Annotated in this window: 14 protein-coding genes; all 14 read right to left on the bottom strand. The window is 54.4% G+C overall.

Features of this window, described 5'->3' with window-relative positions:
• Positions 1-101: 101 nt before the first annotated feature.
• Complete coding sequence (thrC, locus tag JO972_RS16280; protein ID WP_309491148.1) at positions 102-1,400, bottom strand: threonine synthase; 1,299 nt, start codon at positions 1,398-1,400, stop codon at positions 102-104.
• Positions 1,401-1,986: 586 nt separating this feature from the next.
• Positions 1,987-2,475: a single-stranded DNA-binding protein gene (gene ssb, locus JO972_RS16275; protein WP_309491147.1), complete on the bottom strand. Its 489-nt coding sequence runs from the start codon at positions 2,473-2,475 to the stop codon at positions 1,987-1,989.
• A 115-nt stretch (positions 2,476-2,590) separates the two neighbouring features.
• Complete coding sequence (locus tag JO972_RS16270; RefSeq protein WP_309491146.1) at positions 2,591-2,878, bottom strand: 30S ribosomal protein S6; 288 nt, start codon at positions 2,876-2,878, stop codon at positions 2,591-2,593.
• Positions 2,879-2,960: 82 nt separating this feature from the next.
• On the bottom strand, positions 2,961-3,536 hold the full coding sequence (gene pth, locus JO972_RS16265; protein WP_309491145.1) for an aminoacyl-tRNA hydrolase: 576 nt from the start codon (positions 3,534-3,536) through the stop codon (positions 2,961-2,963).
• Positions 3,537-3,612: 76 nt separating this feature from the next.
• Positions 3,613-4,251 (bottom strand): 50S ribosomal protein L25, encoded by a 639-nt coding sequence (locus tag JO972_RS16260; RefSeq protein WP_309491144.1) that lies wholly within the window; start codon positions 4,249-4,251, stop codon positions 3,613-3,615.
• A gap of 113 nt (positions 4,252-4,364) precedes the next feature.
• A complete protein-coding gene (locus JO972_RS16255; protein WP_309491143.1) occupies positions 4,365-5,300 on the bottom strand; it encodes a ribose-phosphate diphosphokinase in 936 nt (311 codons plus the stop codon).
• Positions 5,301-5,393: 93 nt separating this feature from the next.
• Positions 5,394-6,170 carry an exosortase-associated EpsI family protein gene (locus tag JO972_RS16250; RefSeq protein WP_309491142.1) on the bottom strand — a complete coding sequence of 259 codons (777 nt, stop codon included), beginning with the start codon at positions 6,168-6,170 and terminating at the stop codon, positions 5,394-5,396.
• A 15-nt stretch (positions 6,171-6,185) separates the two neighbouring features.
• Complete coding sequence (locus tag JO972_RS16245) at positions 6,186-7,124, bottom strand: exosortase/archaeosortase family protein (protein ID WP_309491141.1); 939 nt, start codon at positions 7,122-7,124, stop codon at positions 6,186-6,188.
• Between the two features lie 36 nt (positions 7,125-7,160).
• Positions 7,161-9,158 (bottom strand): O-antigen ligase family protein, encoded by a 1,998-nt coding sequence (locus JO972_RS16240; RefSeq protein WP_309491140.1) that lies wholly within the window; start codon positions 9,156-9,158, stop codon positions 7,161-7,163.
• A 5-nt stretch (positions 9,159-9,163) separates the two neighbouring features.
• The gene (locus tag JO972_RS16235; RefSeq protein ID WP_309491139.1) at positions 9,164-9,823 is read right to left on the bottom strand and encodes a hypothetical protein; all 660 of its coding nucleotides are present in this window, start codon (positions 9,821-9,823) and stop codon (positions 9,164-9,166) included.
• 73 nt (positions 9,824-9,896) lie between these two features.
• The gene (locus JO972_RS16230; protein ID WP_309491138.1) at positions 9,897-10,157 is read right to left on the bottom strand and encodes a hypothetical protein; all 261 of its coding nucleotides are present in this window, start codon (positions 10,155-10,157) and stop codon (positions 9,897-9,899) included.
• Between the two features lie 16 nt (positions 10,158-10,173).
• Positions 10,174-11,595 carry a sugar transferase gene (locus tag JO972_RS16225; protein WP_309491137.1) on the bottom strand — a complete coding sequence of 474 codons (1,422 nt, stop codon included), beginning with the start codon at positions 11,593-11,595 and terminating at the stop codon, positions 10,174-10,176.
• Between the two features lie 62 nt (positions 11,596-11,657).
• Positions 11,658-12,836: a glycosyltransferase gene (locus tag JO972_RS16220; protein WP_309491136.1), complete on the bottom strand. Its 1,179-nt coding sequence runs from the start codon at positions 12,834-12,836 to the stop codon at positions 11,658-11,660.
• Between the two features lie 46 nt (positions 12,837-12,882).
• A complete protein-coding gene (locus tag JO972_RS16215; protein WP_309491135.1) occupies positions 12,883-13,794 on the bottom strand; it encodes a sulfotransferase domain-containing protein in 912 nt (303 codons plus the stop codon).
• Between the last annotated feature and the right edge of the window lie 103 nt (positions 13,795-13,897).

Genomic DNA, 13,897 nt, shown 5'->3' with positions numbered 1-13,897 from the left:
TGATGTTTGATACTATTGTTCATAAGGTGGTAGCATTCTACAGAAACCGTTGGCTCGGCCTCGACTACCTTCTCATTCAATCTTCGCTACGGGAGGGAGGGTTAGGCGGGGTTGGCGGCTAGCCAGGCTTTGAGTGCGGCTTCTTCGGCAGCCATGGGGATGGAGACTTTTTCCTCGTCGGCCAGGCAGGCGAGGCGTTCGGGGACGTCGATGGCATCGGCGCCGAGCTCTTCGTGCATGGTTTCCGGGAACTTCGCCGGGTGCGCGGTTTCGAGGATCACGGTGGTATCGTCGGGATGCTGAGTGAGCCAGGCTTCCGCGGCGAGGTAGCCGACCGCGCCATGGGGATCGATGACGTAGCCGAAGCGATCCTTCACCTCGTGGATGGCGGCGCGGGTTTGGCGATCGTCGAAGGCGTAGCCGCTGATGGCGGCAGCCATGCTTTTCCAATCGTCACCAAAGATCTCGACCATCCGGGCGAAATTGCTCGGGGCGCCGACGTCCATGGCATTGGAGATGGTGGCGACCGATGCCCGCGGCTCATAGCTGGAGCTACTGAGATACTGCGGCACGACATCGTTGGCATTGGTGGCCGCGACGATGTGACCGACCTGGAGACCCATGCGGGTGGCGAGCAGGAGGGCGGTGAGGTTGCCAAAGTTGCCACTCGGGATGACAAATACGGGAGGCTTATCAAACTGGCGGGCGGCCTCGAAGTAATAGAGCATCTGCGGGATGAGGCGCGAGATGTTGATCGAGTTCGCCGAGGTGAGGTTGCAAGCCTTGGCGGTTTCCTTATCGAGGAAGGCGGACTTCACCATGCGCTGGCAATCATCAAAACTGCCATCGATTTCCAAGGCGGTGATGTTGCCACCGAGGGCGGTGAGTTGTTTTTCCTGCAAGCCGCTGACCTTGCCGGAAGGATAGAGGATGATCACGCGGGTGCCGGGGACGTTGTGAAAGGCGTGGGCGACCGCGCCGCCGGTATCGCCGGAGGTGGCGACCAGCACGGTGAGTGGCTGGTCCGAGTCCTTGTTCAGCCAGGCCATGACACGAGCCATGAAGCGGGCGCCAAAATCTTTGAAAGCGAGGGTGGGCCCGTGGAACAGCTCGAGCACATGGTGCTGCTCGTCCAGCTTCACGACTGGGGCGGGGAAATTGAGCGCATCGCAGACGATCGCACGCAGGTCGTCCTCCGGCATCACGCCCTGGAGCAGGGTGGACACCACACGGCAGGCCATCTCCTGGAAATCGAGCGTTTTCCAGGTCGCCCAGAAGTCGTCGCCGAGCTGGGGAATAGTTTCCGGCATGTAGAGGCCGTTGTCCGCTGGCAGGGAGCGAAGCACCGCCTCGCCGAAATCGACCAGGCTGTCAGGGCTGTTCGTGCTGTATAAGCGCATGGCGGGATGCTGGTCGGCCACGGGAAATTGCGCAAGTGTGATTGGTGTCAATGTGGGTGGGGAGTCTGGGAGCTCGCTTGTTGGGATGGCCTTCTGTCGTTCCTCCGGAACTTGATGCCTGGCTGGGCGTGATCCGGTGGTTACGCTTTGCTGCACCACCGGCTAGTTTCTTCCGCTCCTCCGGAGCTGGGGGCGGGAAGCATTAAGTGCTAAGTTTCAAATTCCAAGGGACGAAATTCGCCCAATTCGCAAAATTTGCCTAGGGGCTATCTCCGCTGCGCTCCGGTTGCGGTCAAAAAAAGAAACCACTGACTACTGACTACTGACTACTGACTACTGAATCAGCGCCGCTGGGGCGGCGGAGAGCGGAGGATTGAGGCCAATTCTCCCTACCGAAAAAAGCGGATGATGGAGGCCCCTTCTTCGCCATGGCTTCGACAGGGCACGCAATCCGCCCTACCGAGATGCAAGGGCAGGCAATCCGCCCTGCCTGGGTGCATGCCATCCGCGCTACCTGGTTGCACAAAAAAGCGGCGCCGGAGGGTATCCGGGGCCGCTTGGGAAAGAGATGTTGTGGGGATCGTGCTTAGAACGGGATATCGTCGCCGTCGTCGAAGTTGCCACCTTGGGCAGGTGATCCACCTTGGGGGGCGGACTGCTGGGGAGACTGGCCATCACCTTGATAGCGATTGCCGCCACCCTGGTTGGGATTGCCTTGGTTGCCACCACCACCGCCGCCTCCAGGGGAGCCGAGCAGCTGGATGTTTTCACCAACGACTTTGAGTTTACTGCGTTTCTTGCCGGTTTCCTTATCGTCCCAGGTGTCCAGTTGCAGCCGACCCTCGACAAAGAGAGGTTTGCCTTTTCCGGAATACTGATGGGCGATCTCCGCGGTGCGACCCCAGAGAGTGATGTCAACAAAAGTGGTCTCTTCGATTCTCTCACCATTCTCGCCATTGCGGACACGACTCATGGCGAGTCCGATGTCGGCGACGGCGGTGCCTTTCGGTGTGTAGCGAAGTTCAATATCACGGGTGACATTGCCCATGAGCGTTACTTTGTTAAAACTAGCCATATCTCTGATTCTAATGGAATTCCTGCGGGTCCTGCAAACACAGAATGTGTGATGCAGGCGATTTCTCGCAGGGCATGCGGCGTGAAAGGGCTCAAAAAGCCCTTCGACGGGCTAACTAGGCGAGGCGCTGGTAGTGCTGCAGGTGAACGGTGTCGTTCAGGCTGAGTGCACCTTGGATCTTCTCGATAGCTGAGGCGTCAGCTTCGAAGATGTAGTTCACGTAGTGGCCGCCTTCGAGGTGGCGTGCGTTGTAGGCGAACTTCTTACGGCCGAGCTGTTGGATCTCGTCCATCTTGGCTCCGCCGGCTTCCATTTCCTTGGCCACGGAGGACACAAGGTCGTTAATGCTGTCTTCCTGGCCTTTGGAATTGAGGACAATCAGGCCTTCGTATTTTCTGCTCATTACTGTGCTGGTTATTGGTTAAAAGTAGTTAAAAAATGCTTTGGTTTCCAAGTGATTACAGCACCGCACGACGGGCTGTATCTCAGGGTTCTTTCCTCGTGTTAAACGAATTGGCCGCAGCCTCAACCCCGTTGGAAAGCGCAAACTGAACAGCTTCTGCGGCACTTGCAAGCGTGTTTTCCAATTCATTGCGTTCACCGGTGGAAAATTTCCCCAGAACGTGCCCCACCATGCCACCGGGCTTCGCGCCACCGATGCCAAGTTTCAGCCGCGGAAAGCGATCGCTGCCGAGATGACTGATGATCGACTTGATCCCGTTGTGCCCTCCGGCGGATCCAGCCATGCGGAAACGCAGCGAGCCGAAGGGTAAGGCGACGTCATCGTAGACCACCAGCACCTGCTCGGGCTCCCACTTGTAGAAGCGCAGGGCCGCGCCCACCGACTGGCCGCTCTCGTTCATGAAGGTCTGAGGTTTCAACAGCACCGCCCCCTGCCCTGCCACCTTCGCGACATGGGCTCGCCAGCGGAGGTGATTAGTCATCTCCGCACCGCAGCCCGATGCCAGACGATCGAGCACCAGAAAGCCGATGTTGTGGCGGGTGTCTTCGTATTTCCTCCCGGGATTCCCCAGGCCGACGATGAGTTTGATGGCGGACATGTCTGCAGTATGAAAACAAAACAGCCCGAAGCCAAGGCTCCGGGCTGGAAGATAAAATAGTTGAATCAGCCGAGGCCTACTCGTCAGCCGACTTTTCGTTGGTGACTTCTGGCTCAGTTGGAGCATCACCGTCTTCGGCATCAGCGCTCTTGGCTTCGCGGGTCTTAGCCACGATGGCAACGACGACGTCGTCAGCCAGTGTGGAGCTGACACCTTCAGGAAGGTTCATGTCACCGATGTGCAGGATATCGCCGATGGCCATGTCGGAAACGTCCGAGCTGAGGCTTTCAGGCAGATCGTTTGGCAGACAGCGGACTTCCAAGCTGTGAAGCATGTGCTCGAGGATACCACCGGCTTTGACACCAGCAGGCTCACCTTCAAGCTCAAGCGGAAGGTTGGCAGTGATCTCGGTCTTGTCATCCACGGCGAGGAAATCAACGTGGAGGATCTCATTGGTGAGAGCATTGTGCTGAACGTCCTGAAGGAAGGCGAGCTGAGTCTTGCCGCCCTCGATGTCGAGGTTGACGAGAATACTGTCGGACGCTGCATTGGCGAGCATGTCGCGCAGGGTCTTGGCGTCGATCTTGACGTTCTTGTTTTCTGTACCCCCGCCGTAGACGACGGAAGGAACGAAGCCTTCGCGGCGCATTTGCTTAAGCACACCGGAACCGGTGCGAGCGCGCTCGTCGGCTTTCAAAGTTTGTGGTTTGGCCATTTTTTAAATAGGTTAAATGAATTGATTAAGTGAGTGGAGCAGTCCGTAAAATCGCCGGCGGTGGGTAGTAAGTGAGTATGCTAGCGTTCTTGCGGGGGCGGGTCTTTACCAGTTTAGGCGTCAATGTCAAAGAGAGAAGTCACAGATTTTCCATCGTGGATGCGGCTAATCGCATCGCCCAGTAATCCGGCCACCGAGACGGTGGTGACTTTTTCCCCGTAGGCCTGTGGCACGGAGTCCGAGGTGATCAGCTCCTTGATGGCCGATTCGGCAATGCGCTTGCGGCCCATTTCACCGAGCACCCCGTGGGAAACGCCGGCGTAGATGCTCTTGGCGCCATTTTCCTGCAGGATTTTGGCGGCGGCGCAGAGGGTGCCAGCGGTCTCGGTCATGTCGTCCACCAGCAGCACATTGCGGCCTTCGACGTTACCGATGACATTCATCGCCTCCACCTTGGTCGCGCTGACGCGGTGCTTGGCAACGATGGCGAGTTCGGCACCGAGTTTATCGGCATACGAGCGGGCCATCTTCACCCCACCGACGTCGGGCGAGACCACGGTGAGATTGCTGGCATCCTCGCCATGCTGATCGCGCAAGTGTTTGATGAAAACCGGCTTGGCGTAGAGGTGATCGACTGGAATATCGAAGAAGCCCTGAATCTGGGCAGCGTGCAGGTCCATGGTGAGGACGCGGTCGACACCCGCGGCGGAAATCAGATTGGCCACCAGCTTCGCGGTGATCGGCACCCGGGGTTTATCCTTCCGGTCCTGGCGGGCGTAGCCGAAGAAGGGAATCACCGCGGTGATCCGCCCCGCACTGGCACGCTTCGCAGCGTCCACCATGATGAGCATTTCCATCAAATTATGATTCACCGCCGGGCAGGTTGGCTGAATCAGGTAGACATCCTCGCCGCGGATGTTCTCGTTGATCTGAACAAATGTCTCGCCGTCCGGGAAGGAATCGACATTGACGTTAGCAAGTTCTTGTCCCAGGTGGGCGGCGATCTTCTCCGCGAGGGAGCGATGGGCCTTTCCGCTGAATAATTTCATAATGTAGCTCGAGGTGCAGGTGTGCTCGCCGGATTGTGCTGGATGTTCAGGCGATGACAATCCCAAAGGGAGGAAAAGAATGAGGCTGGCGTGTTATGGCATCGCCACGGCCTTCCGTTCGTCCCGATCGATCATGCCCGGCATCAGCTGCGTGATGAACTCGCTGAGGTGCTGCTCACAATCTTCCACCGAAAAACCGACAAAACCCTCACGCGTCAGACCTTGGTCGACGTAAGCCTGAGTCACCGTTGTGGAAAAAGTAACGTAGGCCCACTTCTGATCGTAGCCGCCGAACAAGCGCCCTTTGATATCCGCCATGCTACGCTGGTAGTGGCTGGAGGTGATTTCCTTGAAGCCGACAAAGGTGTAATACTGCAGCTGCATGTCATAAAAGACCTCGCCATTCTCCAGCTTAACCACCTTGTTGGTCTTGGGATCGATCCGGGCTTTTTGACACACGATTTCCTTCACCGGCATATCACCACCGTCGGGGAGAGCATTGGGGATGACCAGTTGACGCTCTCTGACAAAATTCCACCCCTGGGCTTTCAAACAGCGCTCCGGGCGGTGGATGCTGTTGTTAACGTCCTTGCCGGAAAATACGATCGACGCCTGGATCGGCGGAGTGAATCGGGAATAGGGAGCCGTGTACTGCCAGCGCTCGAACTCCGTGTCCTTCGCCAGAATGGCCAGTTCCTTGCCAGTCACCTCCACCTGCTGCCCCACCATGGAGCCCACCTCGGAAGGAAGATGACGGGACAGACGAGTCGGCCTGATCTCACTGGACTTCGGCAGCAGCCAGATGCAGGAAAAGCCGACCACCAAGATCGCCACCAGCAGCCAGGCACGTTTTGTATTCGTTTCCATCATAGATTCGTCGATCGTTTAAGCTTTGATCTGGCGCACCACCACCTTTTTCCGGTTCTCGCGCCGATTGATCAATCGGTCGATCAGCATCAGCCCAGTCAGTGCGATCGGGAAGAAAAACAACAGGCCTGCCCAATCGTGGTAGACCCCTGCGGCGAAGTCGCTAAAGCCAAACTCAGCCAGCACAATGATGGTGAAGATCCGGAAAAAGTTCGCCAGCACCGCCAGTGGCAGCGCACAGGCGAACAGGAAAACGCCCTTCCAGATTTTGTTCTGGGTGAAGTAAGAGTAGATCGCGGCAATCATCATCAGGGCGATCAGCGATCGGATCCCGCTGCAGCCCTCGGCGATGTCCAGCGAGTTCCAGTCATCCACGGCGGACGTGATGGTATTTCCAGAATGGACCAGCTTCATCCCCAGCAGAGTGCCCACCTCGTAGCAGGCCTTGGTGACGATCAGCTGCAGAATATTGGTCGCCTGCTGCAAGCCGGGCATCGGCACCGCAAAATACCAGAAAAAGGCAGGGAAAAGCACATGCTTGGAAACGCGCAGACCGTAGAGAAAGTGAAACGCCCCAAAGATCAGAAACGGCAGCGCAAACATCGCCAGTCGAGGCTGAATGGTCCGCACCGAAGCGATGTAAACCAGCAAGCCGAACAGCACCACCGCCAGCCCCAAGTTACTTGGCCGCACCTTTTCCAGACTCATTTGTCGCCAAGCCATGCCCATGAAAATCACAAATAGCACCGGCACTGCCCAGCCGTGTTCGAACTCCGTTTCCGCATTCCACGCCCCGGTCAGCCAGCCAGCCACCGAAGGTTTGCCGTAAGTGGGAAAGGCTGGAACCAATGCATAGAATACAATGGTTAGCAGCGCCATCGCGGCCAGCGGCAGCCAGACCGTCCACGGGTTCGCAGGCTGCTGCGCCTTCAGTTGAGTATTCGTTTGAGAATCCATAGCTCGTGATATTGGGGTGATTGACGAGGCCTCCGGCTAGCGCGACGGAACCGCCTCTTGCTCGGCAGGGTCCACACTAATCCCAGCATTTTCCAAGAATTCAATATTTTCCCGAATCTGATTCTTCAACCCACGGAAACTGACCTTCTTTTCATCATCAAGTAAATCATCAGCGAGAAGCAAGTAACCTAGGCCCTTCTCGGGTTTCCGCTTTAACCATAAATACCGTCCACGGAGGTAGTAATGATTCGCCAAATTCCACTTGGACTTGATCCAGTAGTCAGCGCGCTCTCCATATTTGAAGGCTGCCAGAAAGTGCTGTTCGGCTTCATCAAAACGATAGAGCCTATCCAAAGCCAAACCGGCATTAACGTGCAAGGAAGGCTCCCAAGGATATTTCTCCGATGCTGATTGATAGGCGTCGGCAGCCTGAGCCAACTGAGCGCGCTGAAGCTCCTCATCTTCAGCCACCATCGCCTTGGCCCAATGCAGCTCTCCCTTGCGTCTGAGGTTTTTAAAATCAGCACGCCATTCGGTTAGCTTGGTCACCTTAGCCAACCTCGTATCCAGCATCTGCCTCTTAATCTCTGGAGTACTCCGTTGATAGGCGACTTGCTCGAATCGATCCAAAAATGTTGGCGCACCCATCACCGCTGCATAAACAAGGAAGCCCGCCAAGCTCATGGCCAGAAGAGAAAAGCCTGCCAGACCAGCCAAGGATCGATGACGAGCTACAGTGCTGCTTCGGTAAATCGCAAATGACAGCACCAGCACAAATGTCAGAGTATTCGCCAGCACGTGGGCAGGGAAGGAAAAGAAACACTGCACCAGAAACGCAGCACAAGCGGCCATCCCCGCCAAGTTATAAGCTACCGTATCGGATAGATCGCGCTCTGTAAGTAAAGTTCGCCAAGACAGAGCTATTGCAGCCAATAATGTCACAAACACAAAGAGCCCACCAATGGGCCCATAATCCGTCATTGATTGAAGATACTCATTATGCACGTAGTTCGGTATCGGAGCCTTTCCCCAGATATCGTCCAGCCAATATTGATGAGACATCCACTCGTAGGACCTTGCCCCCGCGCCTATCAGAGGCCCATTGACGATCTGGTCCACCGCCATGATTGAGTTATTCTTCCGACCGTTGTCATGCAGAAAGCCAGCGCCATCAGCATAGCCTCGTCGGACAGCGAAATTACTAGCGGCAGCGACCAAAGCACCCACAAGTATGCAAGCGCCTAACAGCACAGCCGCCACCACTTTCCAGCGTCCCTTACTTTTCTTCACCGTGATCAGAAAAACGACTGCAAGCATGTAACTAAAGCAACCAGCGCCCAAGGCGACCAATCCCCCTCGTGATTTCGTCCAAATCAGACCTGCCACTGCGGCGGCAATGAGCACCACCACGCACACTCGAAATACTTTTCCGTGCTTGCCATGAAACACAAAACCTAACATCCCACAGGCAATCATCGCCAAGTAGTTGGCCAGGTAGTTGTAATGTCCGTAGAGTCCAGAAATGGAGATACTTGCCTGGCTACTCCTATGTCTTAGCAAGCCCCACTGCATGTTTCCTGAATACTGGTAATAAGCGGCCGCCATGTGAGCTGCAACCATGACAATGGCTAACAAAACCCACGGGTATTTCGTGTTCGTGGCCCATACATTTCTAGCCAGCAACCAGCACGAGATCCCCATCGCGATAATGCCAGCATCTACATTCCCGTAATAAGCGACGGGGGAAAAGAGCGCCCGCATAATAAAATACAGCGCACCGAGACACAACCAAGCATCAAAGTATCCAAATACTATGCTCCGTCTCTTCCAGACCAGAGCAACGAGGACGATCAACGCCAGCCCCATCATGAGCTGTGCTGGAACCATCATTTCCAGACGATCCCAAGTGGCAAATACCAGAGCTAAGGCGTAAGCAGTAAAAAACGGCAGTAAGACAAGCCATTGCCATAGCTTCCCCACACGTCCGCCTGCTTCACCCGAGGCTACTCGGCCTTCTTGTAAGTGTGTCTCCATCTTGTTTAGTTCACAGCCTCGTCATCCCAGCTGTGCTTTACAGGATGTGCGCTCCAGGCGCCGCCATCCTTCAGCTCTTTCAGTCGATCCGAAAACTCGCTGTAGTGATCATTGCAGTGCAGCGGATCTTGGACACCGATGACACGGAAGCCCAGATGGTGCGCAACGGTGGGTGCCCACAGCTCGAGATAGCAGCCAACTCTGTCATCGACCTGAGTGGCTAGCTCAAAAGCTTCCCGCGTCCAATATTGACCAAAACCGTATGCGCTAAGAACGACATCTTTATCTTCGCGCACTGAAAAGCCTACGATTTGCTCATAAAAAGATGGTTTTTCCGCGTGGTAAAGAAAGTGGGCGTGACCCGTGTCGTTCACACGGCACAGGCCGTGCATCAAAACATCCGCCTGAGCCTGGTGACGTGTGGACTCCAGCAGGCTGAAGTAATCCGGCCTCAGCGGCACATGATCGAATTCGGTGAAAAAAATACGGTCATACGATTGATCGCCGAGGCTCTGCATCGCGGCGCGGTAAACCGATGTGTAGCTCTGACATTCACGCTGATGATCGCGCGTACGCAACGCCTCGTCATCGACAAAAACTTTTTCAGGCCAATCGATCGCATTGAAGTTTTCTCGAGAACCACCGTATGCCAGCACGATGCTCACGTCCGGGAGTAAACTCTGCCAGTAACGGCACATCCTTGCCACTTTCTCAGGTGGCTGATGGGTTAGAATAATACTACAAACTCTCACGAATATTGGGGTAGTCAGGTTCTTCTGCCGTGGTGAATCCTATTCTCAGCTTCCAGTAGCGTAATTTCTTCTCCGGAAGGAAAACCGGAACCAAGGGCTTTCTGCCTCGATAGCCGAGGACAATCGCTCTTGTGCCAAAAGCCAGTACAAAGGCCCGCCCCAACACCTCGCCAGTTTTCACATCGACGATTTCTGGGGCGATGCGCGAACTAATCGCCCATCCTAAATGACTGATCCACTTTTTCACAATAATGAGAAATGCTTTACTTGGACCCCTTGGCAAACAGCACCGCCGGCACCGTCTGCAGTAGAATCTTGATATCCAGCCACAGCGACCAGTTATCGATATAATCGAGATCCAGTTTCACCCAGCTATCAAAGTCGGTGATCGTATTCCGCCCACTAACTTGCCAGATGCATGTGATGCCCGGGCGCACACTGAGCTTGCGACGATGTTCAGATTTCTCAATTTCCGGCAGCTCGTAAACAGCCATGGGCCGAGGCCCCACCAAGCTCATATCGCCGACCAGTACATTGAGCAGCTGAGGCAATTCATCGATGCTGTATTTCCGGATAAAACGGCCGAAGGGAAAAATGCGAGGATCGTGATCGAGCTTAAACACTGGGCCAGACATCTCATTGCCCGATTGTTTTTTAAGCTCTTCCAGCTTTTTATCGGCATCCATGATCATGGATCGGAATTTCCACATCATGAAAGGTTTGCCATATCGACCAGCACGCTCCTGCCGATAGAAAACCGGCCCGGGGCTTTGCACCTTGATTCCAATGTAAGCTAACAGCCAGAATGGAGATGTAACTAGGATCAGTAAAAAGGCGCCAACACGATCGATTAGCGATTTCGCCAGCACAGCCCATGAGAGTGCTGGGGTGGACCGCAGCACGAGCATCGACTGGCCGTTGATTGAATCGAAGGTAGGCTGGGCAATTCTAGCGCGGACGAAATCCGCAGCAACCCAGGCTTCCACCCCTTGAATTTCACAAGCTTCAATGGCTCTCGTCACCTTGTCGAACGCAACATCACGGACGAGGAAAATTGCTCGTTCTACATGGTTATCCTCTAGGATAGCGACCACGTCTTCGATGTTGTGAGTCATCAGGTCCACCTTCTCCACAATCTTCATGCGCTGAAGCGAGTGCTCCGGCAAAGAGTCCACCCACTCTGTGATATTCGCTGTGTTCCCCACGAGCATGACCGAGGTTCTCCGGGCGGAATCAGAGCCCTTGCTCTTGTAATACCATTGCAGAGCCAGCTCCCTCAGAAGCAGACCGAGGATGCTGCTGACGATAAATAAGACCACGAACGGACGGTGTGGAGGAGGGCTCTTCATCAACAAGCCAAGAATTACCACACAGGCTACCACCACACCCACCGCCTGGATAACGGGCATCACGACCTTCAATACACGGCGGCGATACTGATCCCGGTAGAAGCCGAACATTTCCAACACCAAAGGCGCAAATGGCGCAATACCCCAAGCAATCGGTGGAATGATATAGACGTCTTTGTAATATGTTAAATTAAGTTTGAACCACCCCAGTTGATCAATCAGCGGTGCGATAACATTCCATGCCAGCATCGCGGCCATGGCTGAGCACAGGATAACAATCACATCCAGAATCTGGAGGAATTGGATCGAGAATGCTTCTTTCTTTGATGTTTCCATTGATGAAATATTGCTATGTAGAATCCACTGGGCAGGGTCCACTAGGGGCCGCTGCTTGGGGCTTAGCGGACGCTCAGTAAAGATTGCACAGATTCAACTGCCCGCTCGGTTTGTTTTGCAGGGGAATAGAATTGCGACAAGCGTTCAATTTCTGACTGAGGGATCTCTCTGCAACCCTCTTTGGCAGCGCGGTCGATAGCTTCGACAAAGGACTTGGGATCCATCGGGTCGAAAGCATGGCCAGTTACGCCATCGATACACAGATCCGTGGTCGCTCCATTATAGACGGAGAACAGCTGAGGCAGCCCACAGACAAGCACTTCCAGCGTAGCCAAGGGCCAATTATCATCCAAGGTCGGTAAAATGGCCCAATCTGATGCCACCAGATAGCGAGGCAGCTCTTTCGGGTCGAGAAATCCAGGCATGATGACCGTGTAATTCTTCCGCTCTGCAGCCCATTTTTTGGTCTCCTCTTCCAACTCTCCTGAACCCAGTAGAATGATGGTGCATTCCTGATCGGGTTCCCAATTGGAAAATGCATCCATCAGCTGCTTGATGCCCTTTCTTGGCGAAAGGCTCCCGTTAAAGACAAATGTCAGCCCTTTGGCTCCGATTGCCGCACGGATTTGTTCCCGTTCAGCACGTAATTTCTGTCCCTCGCTCAGCCACCAGGTGGTATCCACACCCGTCATTCCTTCTTGGATGCTTTCCGGTTTTCCTCCGTAGCTCTCAATCAGGGCTCTTGACTCCGGACCATTGGTCCAAAACCCATCGATCGCCTTCACCAAAAGCGGGCGGAGGATTTTACGCATTCGGGTGGTTTTCCCCTCCGTGTGCATGGTTCCCTCGGACCAGACGAGCAGCTTCTTGCCGTAGAGCTTGCAGTATAAAATCGACCAGATCGTTTTTAACCCGAACTCACAGGACACCACCACATCAGGGTCATGCTTTTTCAGCAGCGAAAAACACTTCGTGGAGAAATGGAAAGGACGCTCCTCAGCGTAGCCAACGTCATCCCTCTTGCGTTTGAGATTCAATGATGCCCCGTTCAGAACCACATACTCAAAGCCCAGATCCGGGTCGTCCAGCTTCCAGTTGCGTCCCTTTTCTGTGACGCAATCCACGGCCAGCAGGAACTTAAACTTCTCCCCCAGGCCCTTGAAAAATGGCATCCTATACGGAGGAATCATATTGGTAATCAGCACCACACTGGTTTTCTGATTTTCGGAACTAGAGCTCATATTCGTGATCGTTCGATGGGGATTTTGAAGGGTGAATATCTACAGCTTACTTAGCGTCCAGGTAATCAAAGAACTCCAGGTGTTCTTTGAAAATCTCATTGAGCTTCGCGATGGTGGGCTGATCCAGCTTCTCTTTGTAATCTCCGGGTTGGCCTTTCCGAATGTGCTTACTCGGATCCTCTTTAACCGGCTTCATCGCTTCGTGCCTACGGATGATCTCATCCCGCAGTGAAGGATCAATTTCGCCACAACAAAATGCCACGAGATCGTCGAGCCACTGAGGGAAATCCGTAACCATTTGCTCATACTTGCACAGGTGCACCTGGTAGTTCCCCTGCAGCAAATGTTCTTTGTAACGATCGAACTCGCGCAGCACCTCAGGAGCGTAATCGAGGACATGCTCCTCGATCGACTTGTTCTGCGTCTTATCCCGATCACGGATAAAGGCCTCCCGTTTTCCCGCAGGAGTCAGTGGCAATCCGTGGCTCTTCCCCTTCGAGAAATAAGCGGAAACAGCCATGTCACGAGGATCTCGCACCACCAGCACCACCTTGTATTTTTCCAGCTCCTGAATCCCCTCAATCATTCCTCCGAACGGGCCATAGAGATAGCCCTGGGGTTTGAAGACTTGAGAATACCCAGCCACTTGTTCGGCTGTCAGATGGTCAAAAAACGGCAACTCGGAATGAAAGGCATAATCGTGCATGGACGCATGCAGCAGCCCCTTGGATTCTGCCAGGCTGGCCATCACGGATTTCACATACTGTGTCGCCGCCTTGTTCACCGAGAAATGCATCCAACTCGGTTCTGAACTTGTCGCTGGGTCCTTTCCCTCCACCAAGCTGATCTCCACCGGGAATCTTTTTTTGAGTAAAAACGCGATCACCGGTGGTCCCAGCACGGGTAGATTAGCGAGCAGCGTTTTCGCGCGTTCTTTGTTTTTTCGTGATAGACTCATGATTATTTCTTATCGTAAAGTATGGGACAACAAACCGTATCCTCTCCCTACATTGCCTTAGCAATGACAAATTGGTTCCGAGACACCGTGCTCTCGTAATGTC

Origin of the sequence: Oceaniferula flava, assembly GCF_016811075.1 — a bacterium.
In the GTDB taxonomy this organism is placed as follows: Bacteria; Verrucomicrobiota; Verrucomicrobiia; order Verrucomicrobiales; family Akkermansiaceae; genus Oceaniferula; species Oceaniferula flava.
Note: the sequence above shows the minus strand (reverse complement) of the source record. Positions and strands in the feature narration are given on the sequence as shown.